Genomic DNA, 22,659 nt, shown 5'->3' with positions numbered 1-22,659 from the left:
GTTTCGTTCTCACGAGTTACGACAGTATCGGTACCGTTCGGTCGACATGGCGTCGTTTCCTTCTGTAACAACCCCTCCTCTTTATTCCGCCACTTTCCCACCGTCCGCCGTTCCGACGGTGTGAATACCTTCGCGACGGTCTTTCCGCGAGAGCCTAACGACCACGGCCTGGATCCCATCGAAGAGCGCTACTCGCCCGGAGCGGGGTTCCGGTAACTTAGTACATGCCCGAGATACGGCGGTCCGGCAGACTCGGGGGGATCGGGCGTGCCTACCGTCGTCCGTATCGACGAGTTCTGGGACATGACCGAAGGTGAGCGTCGATCCGTCGATGCCGTCACTTGTGCCACCGTCGGGTTGATGAGTGGTGTCTACGGGATCCTGTCCTTCCACGTGGCTGAGCCCGGTGAAGTGCGCCGGTTCGAGGAGGTGTACTTAGAAGGCATAAGATTGCCCGTAGGTCCGTGCCCTAACGAGCGCCTCGGACTCGTCGAATGTGTGGTCCCGGCCACGGCTCACGGGGACGTTTCCGGGGCCTATTTGCTCCGTACCGTAGCGGAGGGTAACGAGTTCGATGTCATCGCCGTAGCGGACGACGGTCGTGAGTACGAAGCGACGATCGGCCCAGAAGAGCTGGAACGGGCGATGATCGCGTCCACCCGTGCGTGTTTCCGCAACTACTCCGCGATATTCAACGATGGCGAACGACCCGCGTCGACGATCTTCGCGCCGAGACCTCTGGAACCTGGGGAGGCCTCCTTCAGCGGATGCGGTGGGTACAACCCCCTGGAGCACGATCCGAAACTCCGGCTCCATCGACCCGGCCGACGTGTGCTGTTTTGCGGGGCTCCCGGGGTGATCACGGGGAAGGGCACTCGGAGCACCCGAGAACGCCCGAACTTAACACTCCACGCGAACCTCACCGAGTGTGATCCCACCTTCATGGGTGAGTACCGGACGTCCGCGGGACCGGAGAACATAGCCGGCGTAGCTTCGGTGATCGCGGTCACCGAGGAGACGCTCCCGTTCCTGGAGCGCGATCACTCCGACGCCGTCCTGCCGGTCGTTAAGCTCTCCGACAGGACGCCCATCGCGGAGACCACGTACGCCGACGTGTGGGTACAGGAGACGGTTCGCTGGAACCCCGACCGCTGCGAGAACTGCGACCCGTGCCGACTCGAGGAGAAATGCCCGTATCCGTACGGTGACCTCCGGACCGGCGACTGTTTCCACTGCGGTTATTGTCACGAGTTCTGTCCGGCGGTCGAGGTCGACCTAGGGGAGCTCGAAGTCGAAGGACGGAAGCTCCCGATCGTCGCCCGTGAGTCTTCGGCGTACCTCGCGAAGAAACTGATGGAGAGAGCGATCGAGGCCGTTGAAGAGGGGAAGATCGACATCCTCCGTCCCTGAGGTCGGAGGGCCCCTTTCCACGGTCGATCCGTCGTGACGCTCGAGCGAGATCTTCAAATCCGACGCCATCGTCGACGGTTCAGCCGATGAAGACTCTTGCCCGAGCCTGACACGTGATGATTGCGGCGCCGACGGAGGCTCTTCACGCTCATTCCTTCCAGGGACGGACGTCAGGCGGCCGAAGCCGACCCGATGAGCGTCCGTTACGGACCCCCGGTACAGAGCCGGCGGGGCCCCCTCGACGCCGCGAGGCGCCGGGATGAGAGGGGGTCCCACGGTCCAGGGACACTTTTTCACACTGTTATGTCGTCGGACCAGGGGATCGGAAAACTTAAATTGCCTCCAACGATTGTTCTCGTTTGATCGACAATCGCGAACAATCGCACAGGGGACACAATCATGAAGCCCGATCGGCGGCTTGACGTGCGTGGTGCGGCCTGTCCTGGGCCGTCCGTAATGGTGGCGGAAGAACTCAAGGAAATGGAGCCCGGACAGGTGCTGGAAGTTATCGTCGACTCGGAGGGTATTGCCAACGACATAAGGGAACTAGTTCAGGATGGAGGACATGAGGTGTTGAAGGTTGAAGAAACGGATGGAGACATACGCATGCTGATCCGCGTCGGTGGCGTCGAGACCGATAGTACCGCGACCGACGGTACCGTTAGGACGTGTGCCGGATCATTACCGTCGACCGACACGGATTCGGTTATGATAGCACAAAGTACCGGCGTCGCTAATCCGGAGCGTGCGTACGCGACGTTCCTAATGTCGGAGGCAGCGTTGGCGATGGATTTGGACGTCGTAATCTTCGGCTTCATGGACGGTGTCACCGTGCTCGTTGAGCGAGAAGTTGAAAGAATCCGACATCCAGAATTTCCTCCGCTGATAGATAAGGCCCGGGAAGTCCTGAGAAACGTCGAGGCATGCGCTTGTGAATTAAGCATTCAAGCCAGGGGTATCACTTCCGACGATCTCCTGGATGGTGTCAAAGTCGTCGGAGCTTCAAAGTTTCTCAAGCTAATCACGGATCCGGGTGTGGATGTGGTTTGGCTATAAGCGAGATAATTCTCGCGGGACTCTCCGCCGGCGTTGCAATTGAATTCGCTATGCCCGCTATGATCCGTCGATCTCTCCCGCTCAGACTGGCTGTCATCCTCGGCGTCATAGCGGCCGCCTCATGCTCTCTCTCCATCCTATGGCCGATACTCCGTCCCGTTGGAGCAGTCTCTGGTCTGCTGACCGGGATCCTAGCCCTCGCAGTCCGTGCGGAAGAGCTTAAGTCGGGCCACTTCGGCGCTGCAGGGTTCTCCGTTCGCGGTGCGGCGTCGTACATGCTGTTGATTTCCCTAGGGATTTACGCCCTCCTCTAACCCGCAGTCTTTTTCGTCGGCCGGGACTCGTGATATTAAGGAGATGGGCTTGTGGTATTATCGGCGTATGGCCCAAAATCTCGTCCGTAACGCTCACTGGGCGACTTTCCACGGGACTATCCGCGTAATTCGTGGTCGAGTGCTCGCGTACGTTCACGTAACACGGGATGACAGGGCCGCGGTCGTAGTGCCCAACAGATTCGGTCCGGGTCTCCGTCGTGAGCTCAGGTGTGAGGTAGAGAGTGGTCCGGCGGACGGGACCTCTGCGGTTGTATCGGCGTTTAGTTTCCCGTCACTTGGCGGACGCCATGGCTTTGCTCCGCGGGGCGCGAGCTCAGGGACACACGGCGGGCTCAGGTCGGCTGCTGGCGAAGGTCGAGCTGCGTGAGGACGCCATCATAGTCTCGCTCCTGAGGCACGGCCGCGAACCCTTCGCCCTGGCGCTAGAGTTTCCGTTGGATTCCCGTCGAGTGTACGTACTGGATTATCCCGACGGTGATCGGCTTCTGGTGTTACGCGATGAGCTCGTGGAGATCGCTAAGACTATCGTAGCGGAGCTCGCGAGAACCGGTGTCGAACCTAAGTACGCTTCGAGCTGCTTTTAGGTTCCCTCTTCGAGTGTCCGTCGGGGGCTGTCCTTCGTGGACGAGAAGAAGATTGAGGAGCTCGTGAGCAAGGTAGTAAAAGGCGAGATCAAGTTCCACGAGGTGGAGAAGTACACCGACGGTGACAGTGAGGTGGCCACGGAAGTTCGACGTCGTGCGCTGGAGCGGTTGACCGGTGCGAAGCTCGAGCATCTCGGCAAGTACACCATCGACGCGAACCGTGCGATGGACAAGAACATCGAGAACATGATCGGAGCCGTCCAGGTGCCGGTCGGTATCGCCGGCCCGCTGTTAGTGCACGGGGAGTACGCCGAGGGGGAATACTACGTACCGCTCGCGACGACGGAGGGAGCGTTGGTGGCCTCCGTCAACCGTGGCTGTTCGACTATTACCGATTCAGGCGGTGCCCACGTGAGGATCGTGAGAGACGGAATGACGCGTGCTCCTGTGTTCAAACTGCCGTCCGCTCGTAAAGCGTTGGAGTTCTGTGAGTGGGTACGTAAGCACTTCGACGATATCAAAGAGGTGGCCGAGAGTACCACACGTCACGGTGAGCTACTCGATATTCAGGAGTTCGTGGTCGGTAGGCACGTGTTCCTCCGGTTCGAGTTCGACACGAAGGACGCAATGGGTATGAACATGGTCACTATCGCCACTGAGGAAGCCGTGAACTGGATCGAGGAGAAGTATCCGGACGCGAAGTGCGTTTCGGCGAGCGGGAACGTTTGTGTGGACAAGAAACCCTCGTGGCTCAACAACGTGCTGGGTCGAGGTCGGACGGTGGTGGCCGAGGTCGAAGTCCCGCGCGATATAGTCGAGGAGAAGCTGAAGACTACCCCGGAAGCCATGGCCGAGGTCAATTACAGGAAGAACCTGGTAGGCTCCGCGGCCGCCGGTAACATCGGGTTCAACGCGCATCACGCGAACATTGTGGCCGCTATTTTCATCGCTACAGGCCAGGACGAGGCGCATGCTGTCGATGGATCCACTGGGTACACCACGATGGAGGTTACGGAGGACGGCGACCTGTACGCTAGTGTGACGATTCCCAGCTTGAACGTAGGGACGGTTGGAGGGGGTACCGGGGTGGAGACACAGCGCGAGTGTCTGGAAATCCTCGGCGTGGCTGGTGGAGGGAACCCACCCGGTGTCAACGCTAAAGAGTTCGCCGAAGTGGTCGCCGCCGCGGTCTTGGCAGGTGAGCTGTCACTCGTAGCTGCACTGGCGGCGGGACATTTGGGTAAAGCGCACAGGCTCTTAGGTCGCTAAGCTTCGAAAATCGGGAGTGGGAACTCCTCCTTCCCTTCCCCTCCCTCTACGAGCTCACGCATGAGTTCGTGGACGCGCTCCCGGATCTCTTGGTACTCTTCGGTAACGTCCTCCATCAACGTCACCGCGTAGCCCTGCTTCCTGTCCGAGTCCAGGGAAACGACCTCAGGCTCTTCTTCCATGATCTCCTGCAACATCTCGTACGCCTCGTCGAAATCGTTCGCCGAGAACTGAGCTGAGAGTATCATACGGTCGCCGTAGCTGAGCACCCTAAGTTTCACCAACTTCTCCTTGTGCCTATTAAGTATCTCCATGATCATAGCTCAGAACATCCCCCAGTGCGAGGGTGGGTAACGTGCCGAGGTGTCGGCGTTGTGGATATTCCGTCGAATTACCTCTTAAATGTCCCCGTTGCGGGGAGCCGTCCTTCGAAGTCGCCGCATTTCAAGTCTACCCGGAGGATGTCAGGTACGTCGTAGCGTTCGTCAACGAGAGCGACGTTCACACAATCCACCAGTCGTTTCAAGGAGATCCGGACGGGATCATGCTTCGCAACCTTGTGGAGAGGCTAGGGGAGCTTCTCCACTCAGCCGCACCACGCGCCGCGACGGCTGTCCGCACCCCACCGTGGATAGTTGACGTCGTAGAGCGAATATCCGGAGTGACTGTCCGCACGGTGAGGGACGATTTCGACGACGTCGTAAGGTCCCTGCAGGCCGAGCTTCGGGCCGACCGGCGGCTGGACCGCGTCGAAGAACCCCCGGAGCGTAAGTTAGGCGGTAGTCACTCGACGATCATCGGTGGTCGGCGGGGGAGGGAACTCGTACTCAAGGTGGCTTCCGTGCCCTACGTCAAGAGGGTGATCCCGGGTCGTATAGGGGCCAAGGGATCGCGGGGAGGTGGAGGAGTTCGACTGAAGGTGTCGCGGGTCGATGACAGTGGTAACGTGAAGCTGCTCCTCTCCGAAGGGGCGGCTACCCAGGAGATTTTCGTGGTGACCACCGCCCGGGACGAGCGAGAAGGTAAGCTCGTGGCCGAGCTGCTCGAGCGGGTCATTCGATGAGCTTTCTCTCCTTCTTTCGCGGTGGACGCACCGTAACGACTGCTAACGCCTTCTCGCCCTCTCGGGCGAGCACCAACGTACGCGCTTCTCCCGAGAATCGGGCGTACTCGAACTCGGTCGCCAGATCGTCGACATCCAGCTGGCCTGCCGAGGTCGGGCGACATCCTTCCGCCGTGATCACGTATACGGTGTAGGTGGGGTGTAATCTGCTCAGATGACGCTTCAGCTCGTCCTGGTACTTCTCTAGCGACATAGTTCTCATTTCGGAAAGTACTAGTGTCCTTTCGGTCCCCACCGCTACCCATACATCGTTTTTTATCAGTACCTTAGTGGTCGAGGCTAACCTCCTGAGTGCGTGGACGGCTTCGGGGACGTCGGCTGACGGCGACAGTTCCCTCTTCCTGAGCCGTTCTAAGGCGTGTCTGGTGGGCACTAACACCCACTTGTTCGGGTCGAACTTCCGCACGATGGTCTCGGCCAACTCACGATCCCCTCGGTGGGTGATCACGTTGGTGTCGCTAAGTCCAGAGGAGGTCCGTCGTAAGTGTTCGGAGAAAGGTTGGGTGACCATGTACGAGAGGATCGCCACGCTCACCGACGAGGACAGGGAACGCGTGCTCTTGATCGAGGACCATCCAACACCCGTCGGCGCCGAGTGGGTTGTCAGGAACTACGAAGCTACCAGCCCACTCGTAGAGAAGGCCTGGAGGGAGGGCAAACGCCACTTTTTCTTGTTGAGGGTCGGGGAAGCCTCGCTGGACTTGGAACCGAGTGTACGGGCCGCGGGTGTGGAGAGTGTAGAGGTACGAGACGGCGAGGTCCGGGTGACTCACGCGGGGCTCGCCGGAGCTGGTGTCGGCGCCGCTCTATCTCGGGGATGCGCCGAGGGTGTTTCCCGGGTCGAGATTCACGAGGAGGGAGGAGGATCCCGCCTAGGTCGGGCGACGGTGGTAACGCCGGAGCTACGACGTCTGGTGATCGGAGTCGATGACACGGATACCGAGGAGGAAGGCGCCACTTGGTCGGCAGTTGACGTGATCTGCCGCCGCTTGGAGGACGAAGCGGGGGTCTTCTATTCCCGACACGTCACAGTGCAGTTGTACCCTAAGACACCCCACCGAACTCGAAACTGTGCGGCGGTGGTCGTGGAGCTCGGAGTGCCGACGAAGCGCGTAGAGAGGGTCAAGAGGGAGTTCCTGAGGATGCTGAAGGAAGTGTCCTTTTCCGATCACACCTGTGCGGCGTTCTGGGACAGGCTAGAGTTTCCGAGGGAACTGAGAGACCTCGGGAACGCCGCCAAACGTCGGATCGTTAGCCGGGAGGAGGTCGATGAAGTGGTGGAGATATGCGAGATCGAGGTCGTCTCGATCGGGGACGGAGAGCGCGGGCGGATAGGGGCCGTGGCGGCTCTGCCCTTTATCGACGACCACGGGCTCGCCGCCCGCGTTCCCAGATGACCCTACCACCGCGCTCTACCCGGATTACCCGATGTACTGGAATCTCCGCGTTCCACAGTACTAAGAAACCCCTTTTAACGTCCTGGATCTCGTCCCCCCAGATCCGACGGAGCCCACTCGAGGATCCACGATCGATGACGTAGATCACGTACTCCGAGGGGTCGTCGTTCGGATCATGCAACATGCGGCTAAAAATTTCTTCAAGTTCCGTTTTGCGCGACACGTTACCCACTCCCCGGGGGAGCCATCATGTATCGGACGTTAACGTTGCTCGTACTTTCCACGACCCTGATGGCCGTCGCAGCCGCCGAACGCTTAGACCCCGTCGACGAGGACCGGCCGCACATTCTCAACGTTTACATCGAGGGGCACGAGGCCACCTGCTTCGGTCAAGGTATCGACACGAAACGGCTCGAGACCCTGGGTCTGAAGCACGTCCCCGAGGTCCCGACGAAAGGTGAGTTCACCGTGACGGTGGAGTTCAATACCGGTCCGCATCCCCCGGAGCGGCTCGCTGTGGAGCTCTATTTCCCGTCGTGGTTGATGGTGCCGCCCAAGTACGACCTGAAGCTCCCTGAGAAAGGGGTCGAGATCGATCATCCCGAGCCTAACAGCATCCTCCGCGCCGATCTCGAGGTCAAGGTCGGAGAAGGACCTAACCCGCTGAGCATAGGTGATGAGTACTACCTCGTGGCCGTGCTTCGGGATCCGACCAAGGAGTCCGACGTCCTCGACTACGTGGTTTTCAAGCTGAGGTTCAGGGAGCCGCGCGGTGGGGAAAGTACTCCCGAACCGACGCTCCTGAAGGTTACGCGCTCAGCACTCGGTGATGTATCGGTGCCCGTGGCAGGGTTCATTTTGGGATCTTTGAGCGCTCTCGTCGCGGAGATCGTGTGCGGGTGGATTCATTCCGGACCGGCGGCGCTGTGGGCGACTGTGATAGGAGGATTGGTCGGAGCCCTCCTGGTCTCGATTTAGAGGGGGATCCGACGTGAACGCGAGGATCTACGCGGCGGCGTCCGTCTTATGCCTGGCGTTGCTCGCGGCTTCGGTCCAGTGGGACGTGCTTGCGGACTTACCGGAAGCATGGAGGGAGCTGAACGCAGCTACGGAGCTAGCACACAAGGCCTTAGAGGAGAAGAAGAAAGGTGACGAGCTAATGGAGGAGGTATCTGCCACCGTCAACGCGGCTAGGAGTGCCGGACCCTTAGCCCTCTCCGTTAACGCCCCCAGAATACTGGAAGACCTTCACGGAGCGTACGTCCATTACGCCAGGGCCGTCGATGCGATAGACGCAGCCGTCGATCACCTCGATAGGACCCTTGACATGATCGGAGCGACGGCCGATCCCGAGATAAAAGAGTCACTGAAGCTGATGCACGAGGGCGTTAGTCACTACAGGATGGCTCTAAAGGAGTTCAAGCTGGGTGTCCAGGCGGCCGACGAAGGGGATGTCGGAGAGGCGTTCCGCCACGTTAATGCGGCCTATCGCATGATGCGCGAGGGTATGAAGCTGTTCAGCCGAGGGAAAGCGGAGCTGGAGAGTAAGACGCTGTTGTTCATGGGATGACCCGTTTATGAGGGGACTCGAGGAGAAAATCCGGACGTTGCAGTTGCCGACGGATGTGCGATGGTGTCCTAAGCGGATGACCGACAGGTCCAGGGGACGCCGGTGGTATGCGGTCCGCGGATCGGACGCCGTGCGCGTAGTACTGCCCGTTAGGGTGTCTCGACGTGATTTCAAGAAAGTGCCGAAAGGTGCCGGAGACGCGGCGGCTCACCCCATCATCGAGGAGATCAAACGACGGTCGCGCGAGGAACCGGACCTCTACCCGTTGTCCGGGAAGCTCCTGGATCATAAAAAGGTCCGGAAACTCACCGAGCCCTGCACGGTCGTCCGACTCCACGGCTTTCGCACTCCTCCCCTTTGGATGCCGGGGAAGTCTAACCGTGTTCTGCGCCGGTCACGGGAAGTCCTGTTAACGGTGCGGATGTTGTTCCCGCCCGATTGGTCGGAGGAACGTGTTCTGGACGGTGTGTACGCAGCACTGGACGCGCTTCGAGAAGTCGTACGGGAGATTCCCCGGAAGGAAATCCTCCGAACGTGTGACGTGGTTCTCGATCAGCGAGAGCTTCGGGAGCGGCTGGAGAGAGGTGAGATCGAACATCGAGGGAAGCGAGTAGTGGCCTTGATAGGAGACGGGGCGCGACCCGCTCGCAGGTTGACGGACGTCCGTCGACATCACCGCATAGCCGGTCCCAAGCCCGAACCTCACATCCCGTTCGAGGTTCCTGAGGACCCCGATGCGGACCTAGTCCCGCTGGAAATCGAGCTCCCCCGAACCGGTGAGCGAAAGCGCTTCCTACCGATTTACGAGGGAGAACTGTTCGCCATCGCCGGAGCCAACGCACAGGGCAAGACTACCCTGGTCAACGCCGTGGAGGCGGGTCAAGACGATCATGCACCAGGAGACGGTCGTGAGTACGTGATCACGGTTCGGCGCACCGCCAAGGCTGAGGCGGGCATCAAGAGGATGAACGGTGAGGACGTGAGTCTGTTTTTCCGGGAATTACCGCCCGGATACGAGGGGACACCTGAAAACGTCCGTGGCCTCGCCAGCGGTTCGATGAAGATGGCCGCGGAGATCCAGCGGGCCCTGGAGGAAGGAGCCAAGATACTCTTCATCGACGAGGACAAGGCCGCCGTGAACCTACTGGTGCCGGGAGTACTTACCAAAGAACTCGAAGGTATCCGCACTCTCGTGGAGGTGCGTGACGAGATCACATCCCGGGGCGTCACGATAGTCGCGGCTACAGGCGTTCTCGACGACTTCACCGCCGCTGCCGACAGGGCGATCGTAATGGAAGATCATCGGCCTAAGCCGTTGAACTTGAGGGAGTTCCGCGCACGATTGGCCCGGTATTACTTGGAGCGGGCCCGAAGGTACCGCTCGGACGCCGAAGGTCCCGAGGGTGGCTGAAAGGAATCACCCGAGCTTGCCGGCTTCGCCGCGTACGCGTTCTCTCATCGCCTCGGAGTACCTAATGAACTCTTCAAGCTCGCGCTGTCGTGCCCGGTTCACGTTCAGTACTCGCGCTTCCCCTTCCGGTTCGAACTCCTCCGCAAGTTCCATGGCTTCGTCCTTCCCTTCCTCGAAGAACGTCTCGAGGATGGGCAATACGGCGGACAGCGACGGTGCCGCGACGGCAACGTCCGCTTCGGGTATGCAGTACTCGTTCCCGTTGAAAGCTACCGCCAGTCCGCCCCGTTTCCTCACGAACTTCAACATGTCCACGTCCGTTATGCTGTCACCCACGCACGCGATCTCGGAAACATCGGCATCCTCTAAGTCCACGACCTCTTCTACGACCCTCGCCTTCCGAGATCCGCCTACTACCTCTATTTTAGAGCAGAACTCCCCGAGCTCGGTCTCGGAGAGCCTCCCGAAGAAGTCGTCGACACTCTCGACGAGCTCCTCTTTGTCGGCATCGCTCGGCGGGTAGAACTTCCTCAGTATTTCCCGCTCCATTTCGAGCACGAGCCGCCGCTCCTCTTCTGAGGGTTCCGGAGCGTCATCTAGCGGCATCTCCGTGCAGTACACGTGTCCGCGTGGGATGCCGACGAGGCCGGCGATACGCATGGCATGCTGCTCGTAACTCGTGGAAGCTACGAACGGGGTCGCATCGAGTTCCCTCATCGTCTCCCGAGCACCGGGGGTGAGTGTAGCATCTTCCGAAACCCTTCGAAGGTCGTCTTCAGTGACGCCGTGAACCACTAGGAACGGGACGATGAGTGCCAACGTGGTCCCCGGCTCGTATCCCTCCCGCTGCTCCTCGAAGTACACCACATCGTCGTAGAAACTGATGACCTCGAAGATCTCCCGACCGTTGGGAACGCAGCGCGCCATGACCTCGTAAGCGTGGTCCATCGGGGACAGCGGGCCTTCAAGGTCGAATACTACGGGCACGTTGACGCCCCCTCAGGCGCTTCAGAGCTCGCTCGGTTCGCTCTTCGATCACGTCCATCCGGACAGCGCGACCCACGCAATCGTCCTCCAGGAAGTACATGTAGAGCATGCCCACTACCCGCTCGTTTTGCGCTACCGGGGCGCCTGCGTCGCCAGGTCCGGGGATCGCCACGTTCGGGATTCTGATGCTCAATTCTCGTCGACCTACCTCCAACACCTCGGCTAGTATCCACCTGTTCCCGATATGAACGGCACACGTTCCCTCTTCCGGTGATCCTACATCGGTTGCCTCCGAGTGATCCGGTTCCACCCAGTATGCCGCGAACCCACCGACGGGGTCATGGAACGCGAGCTCACAGACGGTTCCGCCACCTCGGACGCGCTTCGGCACGTTCTCGGGGTTCGAGCTCGTGATCACTACCCGACATCCGTCCACGTCCAACACTGCCGTGACCTTTCCCTCCCATCCAGGCCCTTGGATCCTGTCACCGGCTTTCAGCAGGCGCATGACCCCCGTGTCACCGGCGACTTCAAGCGGAGTCGAATCCGATCAGTCCCCGACTCACGACGCCGACCGGATAACTAGGAATTAAGGGCAGATAGGAGAGTACAGGACGATGACGCTCGGGTCGAGCGGGAGTCAGGCCTCGCGGGCCCAACTTCTCGAGGCTGTCGCTACGGAGCTGTCACGCCGTGAGATCCTTCGAAACAGCGGCCGGAACGCTGATCACACCTTCCGAGCTACTAGAGTCCGCTCGTTGGGTGTATTCCGTTTCAAGCGCTCGATAGCCAGTATCTCGTACCCGCGGCGCTCATATTCGAGTTCGACTTCTGAGACCGCCGTCTCCACGTCCGGCGCGGCGTATTCCCCGGTAGACGGGTCAACGGCCAGCTTCACCGTCTGTACTATGAATCCCCCAGGCTCGAGGAATTCGTCCGCGACGCTGAGAGTGACCTCCGTGGCTTCGGTGTGGATCCTGTTGAGATCGCTCGTGACCAACCTGATACGACCCTCGATGTCGTCCTCGGTTAGCTCTTCGGCCCTTTTCTTGAGGTGTACGACGTTGTCGAGCTTGAGAACCTTCGGGTGTAAGTCCCCCGGATCTACGGCGTATACTGTCCCTGGCTCTACTCTTCTCGCCAGTTCGTAGCTCCAACCACCCGGTGCGGCCCCGAGGTCGATCACGTCGGAACCTTCCCGTACGATGTACGGATGGCGCTTCAGTAGCTCCCTGAGTTTGAGCTGAGCTCTGGAGATAGGTCTCATCCCGGGACTCCATTTGCGTACTCGCTTGACTTCTTTGCTGACGATGAGATCCGGAGGGACCACTGAGATCCCGGCGGTATCCTGTAGTACCTCGATCCAGACGTAGTAGTCGGGATTCTCCAAGTCCACGGGGGCGCCGGTCGCCTCCTGTACCGCCGCACCTACCTCCACCTCGACCTCTCGCTGTCCGAACGGTGGTTGGCCCCGCTTTCGGCATCGTACTGCGAACGACGTGTTTTCGTCCAGCTTCCGTCGCGCTAGGATCGTGGCCGTGCGTTTCATCACGTCCAGGTCGGCGCGTACGGTTCGGTGGATGGGGACGATCTTAGCTACCCAATCCGTGTCCGCATCTTTCATCATTTCGACGATCTCTTCCGGTTCTAGATCCGATCGCACCACTACGACGCCTTTGAAGTACGTAGGTTCCGCCTCCGCGTACGGGTCCTGCTCTTTGAGTATATCCTCGAGCTCTTCGACACAACGGAATTCGAACCCGGCGGGACACGTTACTAAAGCTTGGAACGGTGGAATCATCCTACCAGTCCTCCGGTACTTCGGGCGCGTCCGGGTGCTGTGATAGTAGGTCCGGGAGCTCGTCTCGAACGTCTTCACGGCGACGCTCCAGTTCTTCCAGTATCTCCGCTAGCGCCTCTCCTACCATCCGTTTGCACTCACCGCAGATGATGTCCCCTTCCCGACACTTCTTCCGGATCTCCCGTAGCTTTTCGTCCCCTCCGATACGGTCGGCCAGATGGTACACCATGAGTTCGTACACCACGCACTCGTCGGGGTTGCCACCGTGCTCGCGATGTTCCTCGAGCGTCGCTCCTCCACCGGTCTTCGCGTTCCACACCTTTTCTTTCGCCGTCTCGGGATCGTCGGTGAGGAATATCGCGGTGTTGGGTTTACTACTGGACATTTTGCCTCCCGTCAGTCCGGTCATGAACCTGTGGTACGTGCTGGCCGGCTTGATCAGATCCTCCTTTTCCGCTATATCCCGAGTCAACCGGAGGTGAGGGTCCTGATCGACGCCTACGGGTACGAGAACCCGGTGTGGTCCCTCGATCTCCTGTGGGTGTAGTATATCGGCGGCTTGGACGATCGGCGCGAAAGCGTGGCCCATGTTGGTCTCGCCGGTGAACCCGTACGTGTTTTTCACGGTGTTCCACGTGAGTCGGCCCGCTAGCAACAGTGCCATCCGCTGGACCGTCTTCCTCTCGGATTGGAGGTAGATCTCACATCGATCCGGGTCCAGGTCGAGACCCAACGCGGCGTAGTTGAGGACGTACTCTTCGACGGCGATCCTGTGTGCCCGATCTAGGTCCATGTTCCGGGCATGGTGTGCCTCCAGGTCGGCGATGGGAACGTACACCTTGACGTCCATCTCCTGCTGGTAAAACACTAGTTGATCGACGACCGTCTTGTGGCCGAGGTGCATTCGGCCGCTGGGCATCATTCCGCTGAGGACGCTGACGAGTTTGCCGTCGTTGTAATCTTTGAGGAAGGAGTCGTAATCGCGGTGCCCGAAGACTATGCCACGGTCTAGCAGTGGGAAACGCCGTGGTAGTAACTCTCGGACTTTCTCGTCGATCGGTCGAATGCCGAACTCCTCGGTAAGGCGTTCGTAATCGACTTCTTCTACGTCCCAGGGATCGATCAGGGTTTCGGGTATAGGAGTTCACACCCGCTCACTCGCTCTCCACGAACTTCTCCTTCACGTAATCGATGAGGCCTTCCTCCTCGGCCTTCTCTAGGTGGTACTTCACGGACTTCAGTGAGATGTCCTCTTCCTCGGCTATTTCCTCCTCACTCTGTCCCAGGACGTACTTCCTGAGGACTATTCTCGCCCGCCGGGCGCTGGTGGTCACTCCCTCCTCGACTAGATCTCGTGGGTGACACGGCCAGGCTCCGTAGTACGGCTTCTGCTCGGCCATGGGAGTGTCCCCCTTACAGCCTCTTCCACCGCCACATCACGTACTCGATGCGTGGTTCTTCGACGTCCTCAACGACGGCTAGGACGAAGTCTTTCCGGACGGAATGTGCCAAACGTGTGGCCCGCAGTACGTCACGGGTAGACAGTTCCGTGTCCGGCTCGACCACTCTCACCACGTATTTAGAGTGTTCCCGGTCCGGGTCCTCCTCGTACACCCGGAACCTACCTCCGTACTTAAACCCGGACTTCACCACGTATCCCCGCTCGGTGAGATCCCGATAAACGACGTATCCTGCCCGAAACCCCGGCCTTCTTCGCTCGAAGAAAGAAAGCAGTTCTTCCACACTCATGGGTTCGCCTTCCGGCGTCTCCGGGTCGATCTCACCCTTCTCCGTCAGGTACACAGTTTCGAAAGGATCCAGGAAAAGCACGTTACCGTGCTCCGTTCCGAAGTACCGACGCTTCAGGTCCTCGTAATCCTTGGAGACTAAGCTACCTCCTTCGAAGACCTTAGCACGTGGCAATTCCTTACCCCCGTTCCCGGCGCACAACATTCAACTAGGATGGATCGTTCGGGCTACCGGGGGCGTGATGAAAGGCCTGCGTCGCGGATCCTGTGGATGAAGATTGAGCCCGGCACTGACTCGGTCCGGGTGTTTACCGTGCGGTTCCGAGGACGGCCCGACCGGTACGTGGCGGCGTGGAAGCAACCCGACCGAGTCACGGGAGCGGATCGTAGTGTAGTGATCGTGCTGTCCACTCGGGGCTGCCGATGGTTCCACGAGACCGGAGGATGCGTGTTCTGCTCCTACCCGCTCGAGGGCGCGGGTACGAGGGTGCCGCCGGAGCTCCTGATACGCCAGTTCGAGCGAGCTTATTCCCGACACCGGCCGGACTCACCGCATGGAGTCAAACTGTTCACGTCGGGTAGCTTCTTAGACCCTGAGGAAGTGCCCGACGAAGCCGTTCGGGAGATACTAGGTCGGCTCGCCGAGAACGAGCTGGTGACGGAGGTATCTTTCGAATCTCGCCCCGAGTTCATCACGGACGAGCGGTTGGAGTTGATCACGGAGGTCTTGGACGGGAAGTCCTTCGAGGTGGGAATCGGGTTGGAAACCAGTGACGACGAGCTGCGCGCGTCCATGAACAAGGGCTTTTCCTTCCGTGAATTCGCCAAGGCCGTGAAGAAGGTAAGGGAGTACGGAGGGATCCCCAAGGCGTACGTGATGCTGAAGCTCCCCTTCCTCTCCGAGGCGGAGGCCATCAGGGACGCGTATATGTCCTGCGTCGATGCCCACCTAGCCGGCTGCACTAGGATTTCGATATGCCCCACCACGGTCCATAGGGAGACCGTGCTGGAGAAAGCTTGGCGTGTCGGGCTTTACAGACCGCCCTGGTTGTGGACCTGCGTGGAGGTCGCTAGGAAGGTGAAAGGGACCTTAGGTGATAGGGTCGATCTGCTGGTGGATACGAGCGGGGCCGGAACTCCTCGAGGTCCGTCCAACTGTCCGAGATGTTCCCGGCGTGTCGCCCGGGCCCTCCGGGAGTTCACTCGTACGCAGGATATCGGCAGGCTTGAGGGTCTCAAGTGCTCATGTCTCGCGGTTTGGCGCACGCATATCGTCTGTTAAGCACGTTTCAGATGATGCTGAGCAGTGTCGCCAGTAACCATCCCCATACGAACACCAGCGCCACTCGCGCGAGTATTCCGATGATGGGACCCAGGTCCCCCTCCGCCGACGCTCCTAATACTTTTTCCTGTATCCCCGAAAGTGCTCCCGAGACGGCTTCGAACGCCCCCTGGAGCAATTCTTGGGCGGTCTCTGCGATTCCGATCGCCGCTTGTCCCAGCGAGTTCAACAGCTCCGGATTGACGATGGCCAGTACTAGTCCTCCGAACGTCCCGAGCACCAGTCCAGTCAGCAGCAGGCCCGCTAGGTCGAACTGTCCGCCTTCCACCGGACTCCACTGTAAGGACGTACCGCTCGCGGACCCCGTGATGGACCTTATGACGTCACGTACGAGCCCCATCTTCTTGACCTCTCCGTACCTGAAGAGCCATATGTCCGGACAGCCGGCCTCCTTCAGCAGCGTTAGCTGATGCGCCAGACGACTCTCGTTCAGCTCGTGGAGCGCTATCGCCACCTTACCCGGATAGAGCCGTTCGTACAGGTTGTACACCCTGACGGGCCACTCGTCGTCCCTTCCGTACTCCTCGGTGTAAGCCTCGACGATGAACTTGTCCACGTAGGTCGCGATCGCGTCTCGGTCGATGGAGTACGGCTCCGGCTTCTCCGGTAGTAGGCAGAAGTACACCGCCTTACCGTGGGAGTGCGCGAGTTCTGAGATCTCACGTACGAGGTCGGTGATGGCCTGCATGGCTTTCTCGCGCTTGACGGGGTTGCTCGTCGGGTACCGGAAGGAATCGTCCAGTATTATCCCGTCGCAGTACGGTAACGCCGACCGCACGGCGTCAAGGATTTCCCTACGTACCTCCGGATCCCATGGCTTGTCCCAGCCGTCCTTACGTTCGAACCCCACGATCCAGGCGTATACCTTGACGTTCGGGTTCCTCGCTTTGATCTGGGAGTACACTGCCGAGAGCGTGTCGACGCGCGTCGGGGTGCTGACCCCCCGGATTAATACGGCCACCTCGGTGTAGCCCGTGCTGAGGATATCGTCCGTGAACTTTTGGACGCCTTCGGACCTTATCGTGCTTCCCCACGCGAATACCCCGACATCGGTAGCACAGGCGGGCGTAGCGAGTAGAATGGCGGAGATTAAGGGTATCAGGGTTCTAGGGAACATGTTCACCCCCCTCGAATGCCTCGGAGGTTGCAAAACGTCTATAAAGTCCCTGGGCGGGGCCGCCACCAGCTCAGGATTGCCGGAAAATCCATTCCGGGGGTGTCGCCTTTGGCCGACGAGGTATACACGGTCGATTTCAAGAAGCGTCAGAAGGAGAACGAGGAGAAGGTCGAGAAAGTGATGGAACAGGTTGAGAGTAAGGACGTCAAGTTCGTCAGGCTTCAGTTCGTCGACATCCACGGGTTCGTTAAGAACTTCGCGATCCCCGCGGAGCGCCTCGAGGACGCGCTGGTCGAGGGTGTCCTCTTCGACGGTTCGTCCATCGATGGCTTCGTCGACATCGAGGAGTCGGACATGATCGCGATGCCCGACCCGGACACCTTCGCCGTGCTGCCGTGGAGGCCGAGGGAGGGTAAGGTCGCGAGGATAATTTGCGACGTTTACTGGCCGGAGGGCAAGCCGTTCGAGGGCTGCCCGAGACTCAACCTGAAGCGCGTGATGAACGAGCTCGCCGAGAAGGGCTACATGATGTACTGCGGTCCCGAGTGTGAGTTCTACCTGCTCAAGCAGGACCCGGAGACGGGTGAAGTGGAGGCCCACGACGAGGGTGGCTACTTTGACTTCTACCCGCTGGACCGCGCCGAGGACATCCGGCGTGAGATCATCTTCGCGATGGAGGAATTCGGTCTCGAGGTCGAGATGAGCCATCACGAGGTCGGTCCGGGTCAGCACGAGATCGACTTCAAGTTCGCGGACGCCGTGACCACGGCCGACAACGTCATCTCGTTCAAGCAGATCGTGAAGGCCATCGCCAGGAAGCACGGTCTGATCGCGACGTTCATGCCGAAGCCGATCTACGGCGAGAACGGCAACGGAATGCACGTGCACCAGTCGCTGTGGGATCCCGAAGGTAAGGAGAACCTGTTCTACGACCCGGATGCCGAGGACCAGTATTACTTGTCTGACACCGCCCTGTACTACATCGGCGGTATCATGGAGCACGCCCACGCGCTGTGTGCCGTCTGCAACCCGCTCGTGAACTCGTACAAGCGACTCGTGCCGGGTTACGAGGCTCCGGTGTACATCGCGTGGAGCCCGAAGAACAGGAGCGCATTCATCCGTGTACCGGCTGCGCGGGGTAAGGCCACGCGAATCGAGTACCGCTCGCCGGACCCGGCATGCAACCCGTACCTAGCCTTCGCCGCGATGGCCGTCGCGGGTGTCGACGGCATCGAGAACAAGATCGACCCGGGCGACCCGGTGAACGAGAACCTCTACGAGATGAGCGAGGAGGAGCGGAAGGAACTCGGCATCGAGCACCTACCGGAGAACCTCCGCGACGCCCTGGAGGCGTTCAAGGAGGACGAGGTCGTGCAGAGCGCGTTCACGGACCACATCGTGGAGCAGTGGCTGGAGCTGAAGTGGGAGGAGTGGAGCGAGTACCGGGAGCGCGTCACCAAGTGGGAGATCAAGAAGTTCATCGTATACTAAGCCCGGAACCTTCTTTTCCTACCCACCTTATCGTTACAGGGGTTGAAACGAAATGAACCGGCTGGACGTGATGATCCTCAAGATACTCGCCGAGGCGGACCGACCCATGGGCTCCGGTCGAATCGCCGAGCTCATCGAGGAACGGTTCGGTGAGAAGTACAGCACGCGTTCCATACGGTACCGCCTTCAGAAGATGGAGGAGAGGGGACTGATCCGAAGGGTTCGGAGGAACGACAGGGTCGTCGGGGCCGAGATCACCGAATGGGGCCTCACGATGCTGAAGACGGAAACCTCGTCGGAACGCGTGGGTATGTACATTTCTCTCATTGAGGAGATGGCGTACCGTTGCTCCTTCGATCCCGAGGTCATGAAAGGGAAGGTAGTTTGCAACATCTCCGTGGTGAAGAGGGAACACCTCGACGACTTCCTCGACGCAGTAGTCGAGACGTACCGTGCTGGCATCTCGCCCAGCCCGCTGGTGGCGGTTAAAGAGGATCTGTCGGATCACGACGTCGAGGTGGGGGAGGACGAGGTCGCCGTGCTCACGGTGTGTTCCGTCACCATTGACGGTGTTCTGATCAACCGGGGTATCCCGGTCACACCCGTCTGCGGAGGTCTGCTTTACCTCGAGGACGGCGAACCTCTGGGCATGCAGGAGTACATAAAGTACGAAGGATCCACGGTGGATCCTCTCCACGTGTTCGTCGCCAAAGGGATGACCCAGGTCGAACGCGTTCTAGAAACCGGTACCGGGTTAGTCCCCGCCAACGTCAGGTACGTACCGTGGGCGGCGCTGGAGGACGTCGAACACGTCGAACGCGAGCTCGAGAAAGCCGACATCCGTGGGATCGTGGACGTTCCCAAGGTTGAAGGGGAAATCTTGGGAATCCCACTCCCGCCCAGAAGCTTGGGTATCGTGGCGTACGGTGGATTGGTCCCGGTGGCCCTCCTCGAAGAACGCGGTATCTCGACCCGGACGTATCCCACGCGCACTTTAGTGGAGTACTCCTCGCTAGAAGATGCCCGTCGTTACTGACGCCGGAACCTCAAGAGTAGTCGTCTGATGGAACTCAAGATACCCTCAGAGGAGGTCATCCTCCGGACTTTCAACTCCTCTCCTCCCGCTCTTTCGGGCAGCTTCTTCGGAGGTCCCAGCTCCTTCAGCCTTTCGATGAGATCTTCCGGTAGTACAGTGGATAGGGTCAGGCTAGCTCCGGCTAGGACCACACTCTGCTCGTAGTGGTACCTGCTCCCGGCGAAGAACCCGGTAACGTTTGAGAGTACCTCGTTCGGGTCCTCCCAGTCCAAATTAACCGTGGATCCAGGTTTGATAGCTTCCTCCTTACCGTTCATCTCCACGAACACCTTAGCATCTTCAGAAACGCCTGGGTATCCGGCAAAAACGAAGAGCACGGGTTCTCCGGCGTGCGTCAGTACCTTCCCCTTCTTCCCGTTCACCCTGATTTTGACGGTATGGTACGGCCTAGGCGGATCTTTCAACAGCTTGGTCACGAGGTTATAGCCAGTCTCGAACAGCTCCTCCCGCGTGACCGTGTACCGGTTGAAAGACAGGAAGTTTGAGGTGACCAGTATGAACAATGGTAACACCCCGATCACATCGTGACTCCCGGCGCCCTCCCCTCATAACCCGATCGTCATCTCAGTCACCTTATCAGCATCCCGCTCCGGTCATCGGGAGGGGTGAAGCCCGTGTCCGCGTTTAAAACGTTGACGTTGCGGGTGTACTGGGACGAGGCACGGTTCGAGGTCCTGGACCAAACGGAGCTACCGGACCGAGAGGTTTGGCGTGAATGCACGTCCTACGAGGACGCCGCGGAAGCGATCGAGAACATGCGCGTCCGAGGGGCACCTCTCATCGGCGCCGTCGCCGCCTTGGGCGCGTGGGTGGCGTACGAGCGGGACGAGGACTACGGAGAGGCCATCGAACGACTCCGTAATACACGTCCGACGGCACGCAACCTCTTCTGGGCGCTCGAGAGGATGGAGGAAGCCAAAAACCCGCGGAAGGAGGCCGAGCGGATCCTCCGGGAAGACGTGGAAGTGAATCGGGAGCTCGGCGACCATGGGGCCGAACTACTGCCCGACGAGTGCACGGTGCTCACCCACTGCAACGCCGGAGCCCTCGCCTGCGTGGACTGGGGGACGGCCCTCGGTGTCGTCCGGTCCGCGGTGTTCAACATGAGCAAAGAGGTCGAGGTCATCGCGACCGAGACGCGTCCCGTGCAGCAGGGGGCACGACTCACCTGTTGGGAACTCTCGAGGGACGGCATACCGGTGACGCTGATAGCCGACACGGCCGTGGGGTACGTGCTGGCGAGCGGTAAGGTCGACGCGATCATCGTGGGGGCGGACCGCATCGCCCTGGACGGGTCCGTCGCCAACAAGATCGGGACCTACCAGATCGCCGTGCTGGCGGACCGCCACGACGTACCTTTCTACGTGGCGGCTCCCACCAGTACCATCGACCCCGAGACCGAGACCGGCGAAGACATCCCGATCGAGCACAGGTCCGAGGACGAGGTGAAGAACGTCCGCGGTGTCCGGGTGGCCCCGGAGGACGTGCCGGCCCTCAACCCGGCGTTCGACGTCACGCCACCGGAGCTCATCGACGCGATCATCACCGAGAAGGGCGTCGTCGAGCCCCAGGAGGTGGCCGACCTGGTATGAACGACCTCCTCGACCCGATACGCGGGATCCCCGTAGACCTCGAGCTCGTGAGGAGAGAACTAGACGTCGACCTCCCCACGGCCCGGTACCTGGTACGCACCGGCCTGATCACGACCGACGGAGCCCGGGTGCTCCGGCGCGGACCCACCACGGGGACCTGCGCCACCGCCGCCGCCAAGGCCGCGGCCATCCGGCTCCTGGAGGGCAGGACGGTACGGACCGTCCGCGTCCGCCTCCCGGTGGGGACCGTTATAGGCGTCCGGATCTCACGCGTCGGTGGAGACCCGTCCGAAGCCAGGGTGAGGAAACCCGGGAGCGACGACCACGTGGACGTCACTACGGGCGTCACCATCGCCGCCCGGGTCGAGGAGACCGGTTCCGAGGGTGTCGAGATACGCGCGGGTAGGGGGGTCGGTGAGACACCCTCCGGGAAACCCGCGATCTCCGAGGCCGTGCGGGAACAGATCGTTGACAACCTGCGCTACCTCGTCGACTCCTACGGAGTCGGGCTCAGGGTCACGATCGAGGTGCCGGACGGCGAGGAGATCGCCCGCAAGACCCTGGCACACCGTCACGGGATAGAGGGAGGCATCTCGATCCTGGGGACGAAGGGCCTGGTGGACCCGAACTCCGAGGAGGCGATCGAGGGGTCGATCCGAAGCGATCTCCGGTACGTCGAACGCGTCCCCTGCCTGGTCACCGGGTACAGGACCATGGACCGGGCGCGACGACTCGGGATACCCTCCCGTGATATCGTCAACTGCCACGGCAGGTACGACCTGGCGCTCGAGGCCGTGAAGACCGGTGTCCCGGCGGACGGAGAGGTCAAGCGGTTCGACGCCGTGTTGATCTTCGGGATGCCCGGTAAGCTGCTCAAGCTCGCGGCGGGCGCGTACAACACGCACGCCAAGGTGGCCGACGCGCGCCGCGAGTCCCTGGTGACCCGGCTGGTCGAGATCGGCCGGCCCGACCTCGCGGTCGAGGCGGCGCGTCACGAGGGGCTAATATCCGAGTTTCTGAGGAGTCTCGATCCGGACGTCCGTCGGGAGCTGTTCGAACGCGTCTGCGAGCTCGTCGAGGAGCGGGTGAGCTCCGATCACGACCTCGAGTGCGGGTGCGCGCTGTATTTTCGTGCGGATGACTCGGAAGAAGTCGTCGAGGGGGAGGGCTGGAAGCGGCTGGTTCGCGGGTACGATGATGATCTAATCGGCCGTCCGAAGGGATGAGGACACAGGCCGCCGCTGATCCACGACGGTGTGAACCGTCGGAAGACCCTCTCCGGATGATGATCTAATCGGCCGCCCGATCGGTGAGGACGTTCCAGGCCGCT

Annotated in this window: 26 protein-coding genes; 15 read left to right on the top strand and 11 right to left on the bottom strand. The window is 60.4% G+C overall.

What is annotated here, in order from left to right; genetic code table 11:
• Nucleotides 1–267: 267 nt before the first annotated feature.
• From MK_RS01920 to hmgA, 5 genes are all read left to right on the top strand, one after another.
• Complete coding sequence (locus MK_RS01920) at nt 268–1,410, top strand: methanogenesis marker 16 metalloprotein (RefSeq protein ID WP_011018728.1); 1,143 nt, start codon at nt 268–270, stop codon at nt 1,408–1,410.
• Between the two features lie 399 nt (nt 1,411–1,809).
• Nucleotides 1,810–2,466 (top strand): sulfurtransferase TusA family protein, encoded by a 657-nt coding sequence (locus MK_RS01915; protein ID WP_011018727.1) that lies wholly within the window; start codon nt 1,810–1,812, stop codon nt 2,464–2,466.
• Nucleotides 2,457–2,780, top strand: a complete 324-nt coding sequence (locus MK_RS01910) for a hypothetical protein (RefSeq protein ID WP_011018726.1) — start codon at nt 2,457–2,459, stop codon at nt 2,778–2,780. Before MK_RS01915 ends, MK_RS01910 begins: the two co-directional genes overlap by 10 nt.
• A gap of 314 nt (nt 2,781–3,094) precedes the next feature.
• A complete protein-coding gene (locus tag MK_RS01905) occupies nt 3,095–3,385 on the top strand; it encodes a hypothetical protein (protein ID WP_148679477.1) in 291 nt (96 codons plus the stop codon).
• 36 nt (nt 3,386–3,421) lie between these two features.
• Complete coding sequence (gene hmgA, locus MK_RS01900; protein WP_011018725.1) at nt 3,422–4,654, top strand: hydroxymethylglutaryl-CoA reductase (NADPH); 1,233 nt, start codon at nt 3,422–3,424, stop codon at nt 4,652–4,654.
• Here the strand turns inward: hmgA and MK_RS01895 are convergent.
• On the bottom strand, nt 4,651–4,974 hold the full coding sequence (locus MK_RS01895) for a hypothetical protein (RefSeq protein WP_011018724.1): 324 nt from the start codon (nt 4,972–4,974) through the stop codon (nt 4,651–4,653). The genes hmgA and MK_RS01895 overlap by 4 nt on opposite strands.
• A gap of 35 nt (nt 4,975–5,009) precedes the next feature.
• Between MK_RS01895 and MK_RS01890 the strand changes: the two genes are divergently transcribed.
• Nucleotides 5,010–5,717: a DUF2103 domain-containing protein gene (locus tag MK_RS01890; protein ID WP_148679476.1), complete on the top strand. Its 708-nt coding sequence runs from the start codon at nt 5,010–5,012 to the stop codon at nt 5,715–5,717.
• Here MK_RS01890 and MK_RS01885 read toward each other — a convergent pair.
• A complete protein-coding gene (locus MK_RS01885; RefSeq protein ID WP_011018722.1) occupies nt 5,707–6,198 on the bottom strand; it encodes a hypothetical protein in 492 nt (163 codons plus the stop codon). The two genes, MK_RS01890 and MK_RS01885, sit on opposite strands and share 11 nt — an antisense overlap.
• Before the next feature lie 19 nt (nt 6,199–6,217).
• Here MK_RS01885 and mmp11 point away from each other — a divergent pair, with 19 nt between their 5' ends.
• Nucleotides 6,218–7,174, top strand: a complete 957-nt coding sequence (gene mmp11 / locus MK_RS01880; RefSeq protein ID WP_158295883.1) for a methanogenesis marker protein 11 — start codon at nt 6,218–6,220, stop codon at nt 7,172–7,174.
• On the opposite strand, the gene MK_RS01875 is transcribed toward mmp11, so the two are convergent.
• The gene (locus tag MK_RS01875) at nt 7,134–7,397 is read right to left on the bottom strand and encodes a DUF504 domain-containing protein (protein ID WP_148679474.1); all 264 of its coding nucleotides are present in this window, start codon (nt 7,395–7,397) and stop codon (nt 7,134–7,136) included. The genes mmp11 and MK_RS01875 overlap by 41 nt on opposite strands.
• A gap of 26 nt (nt 7,398–7,423) precedes the next feature.
• Between MK_RS01875 and MK_RS01870 the strand changes: the two genes are divergently transcribed.
• From MK_RS01870 to MK_RS01860, 3 genes are read left to right on the top strand one after another with little or no spacing between them, the layout of a single operon-like run.
• A complete protein-coding gene (locus tag MK_RS01870; protein ID WP_011018719.1) occupies nt 7,424–8,152 on the top strand; it encodes a hypothetical protein in 729 nt (242 codons plus the stop codon).
• A gap of 13 nt (nt 8,153–8,165) precedes the next feature.
• Nucleotides 8,166–8,744, top strand: coding sequence for a hypothetical protein (locus tag MK_RS01865; RefSeq protein ID WP_011018718.1), 579 nt, complete (start codon nt 8,166–8,168; stop codon nt 8,742–8,744).
• 7 nt (nt 8,745–8,751) lie between these two features.
• Nucleotides 8,752–10,155 carry a P-loop domain-containing protein gene (locus MK_RS01860; RefSeq protein ID WP_011018717.1) on the top strand — a complete coding sequence of 468 codons (1,404 nt, stop codon included), beginning with the start codon at nt 8,752–8,754 and terminating at the stop codon, nt 10,153–10,155.
• A 6-nt stretch (nt 10,156–10,161) separates the two neighbouring features.
• On the opposite strand, the gene MK_RS01855 is transcribed toward MK_RS01860, so the two are convergent.
• From MK_RS01855 to endA, 6 genes are all read right to left on the bottom strand, one after another.
• Entirely contained in the window at nt 10,162–11,142 is a 981-nt protein-coding gene (locus tag MK_RS01855; RefSeq protein WP_011018716.1) for a hypothetical protein, read from the bottom strand.
• Nucleotides 11,120–11,650: a hypothetical protein gene (locus tag MK_RS01850; protein ID WP_011018715.1), complete on the bottom strand. Its 531-nt coding sequence runs from the start codon at nt 11,648–11,650 to the stop codon at nt 11,120–11,122. The genes MK_RS01855 and MK_RS01850 overlap by 23 nt, the downstream gene beginning before the upstream one ends.
• 219 nt (nt 11,651–11,869) lie before the next feature.
• Entirely contained in the window at nt 11,870–12,943 is a 1,074-nt protein-coding gene (locus MK_RS01845; RefSeq protein ID WP_011018714.1) for an SAM-dependent methyltransferase, read from the bottom strand.
• A gap of 1 nt (nt 12,944) precedes the next feature.
• Complete coding sequence (locus MK_RS01840) at nt 12,945–14,069, bottom strand: tryptophan--tRNA ligase (protein ID WP_011018713.1); 1,125 nt, start codon at nt 14,067–14,069, stop codon at nt 12,945–12,947.
• A gap of 28 nt (nt 14,070–14,097) precedes the next feature.
• Complete coding sequence (locus MK_RS01835; protein ID WP_011018712.1) at nt 14,098–14,343, bottom strand: sigma factor-like helix-turn-helix DNA-binding protein; 246 nt, start codon at nt 14,341–14,343, stop codon at nt 14,098–14,100.
• A 13-nt stretch (nt 14,344–14,356) separates the two neighbouring features.
• Nucleotides 14,357–14,866, bottom strand: coding sequence for a tRNA-intron lyase (gene endA, locus MK_RS01830; protein ID WP_158295882.1), 510 nt, complete (start codon nt 14,864–14,866; stop codon nt 14,357–14,359).
• Between the two features lie 138 nt (nt 14,867–15,004).
• Here endA and MK_RS01825 point away from each other — a divergent pair, with 138 nt between their 5' ends.
• Entirely contained in the window at nt 15,005–15,973 is a 969-nt protein-coding gene (locus MK_RS01825) for an archaeosine biosynthesis radical SAM protein RaSEA (protein ID WP_158295881.1), read from the top strand.
• Between the two features lie 7 nt (nt 15,974–15,980).
• Here the strand turns inward: MK_RS01825 and MK_RS01820 are convergent, their stop codons facing one another.
• Nucleotides 15,981–17,150 carry a hypothetical protein gene (locus MK_RS01820; RefSeq protein WP_011018709.1) on the bottom strand — a complete coding sequence of 390 codons (1,170 nt, stop codon included), beginning with the start codon at nt 17,148–17,150 and terminating at the stop codon, nt 15,981–15,983.
• Between the two features lie 180 nt (nt 17,151–17,330).
• Between MK_RS01820 and glnA the strand changes: the two genes are divergently transcribed.
• Together glnA and MK_RS01810 are read left to right on the top strand one after the other, a co-directional pair.
• Nucleotides 17,331–18,641, top strand: coding sequence for a type I glutamate--ammonia ligase (gene glnA / locus MK_RS01815; protein ID WP_148679907.1), 1,311 nt, complete (start codon nt 17,331–17,333; stop codon nt 18,639–18,641).
• A 52-nt stretch (nt 18,642–18,693) separates the two neighbouring features.
• Nucleotides 18,694–19,677, top strand: a complete 984-nt coding sequence (locus MK_RS01810; protein WP_011018707.1) for a DUF128 domain-containing protein — start codon at nt 18,694–18,696, stop codon at nt 19,675–19,677.
• On the opposite strand, the gene MK_RS01805 is transcribed toward MK_RS01810, so the two are convergent.
• The gene (locus MK_RS01805; RefSeq protein ID WP_011018706.1) at nt 19,671–20,240 is read right to left on the bottom strand and encodes a hypothetical protein; all 570 of its coding nucleotides are present in this window, start codon (nt 20,238–20,240) and stop codon (nt 19,671–19,673) included. The two genes, MK_RS01810 and MK_RS01805, sit on opposite strands and share 7 nt — an antisense overlap.
• Before the next feature lie 111 nt (nt 20,241–20,351).
• Between MK_RS01805 and mtnA the strand changes: the two genes are divergently transcribed.
• Nucleotides 20,352–21,329: an S-methyl-5-thioribose-1-phosphate isomerase gene (gene mtnA / locus MK_RS01800; RefSeq protein ID WP_226988654.1), complete on the top strand. Its 978-nt coding sequence runs from the start codon at nt 20,352–20,354 to the stop codon at nt 21,327–21,329.
• A complete protein-coding gene (cbiD, locus tag MK_RS01795) occupies nt 21,326–22,555 on the top strand; it encodes a cobalt-precorrin-5B (C(1))-methyltransferase CbiD (RefSeq protein WP_011018704.1) in 1,230 nt (409 codons plus the stop codon). The genes mtnA and cbiD overlap by 4 nt, the downstream gene beginning before the upstream one ends.
• The last annotated feature ends 104 nt before the right edge of the window (nt 22,556–22,659 follow it).

It is taken from the genome of Methanopyrus kandleri AV19 (assembly GCF_000007185.1).
Classification (GTDB): domain Archaea; phylum JAADCQ01; class Methanopyri; order Methanopyrales; family Methanopyraceae; genus Methanopyrus; species Methanopyrus kandleri.
Note: the sequence above shows the minus strand (reverse complement) of the source record. Positions and strands in the feature narration are given on the sequence as shown.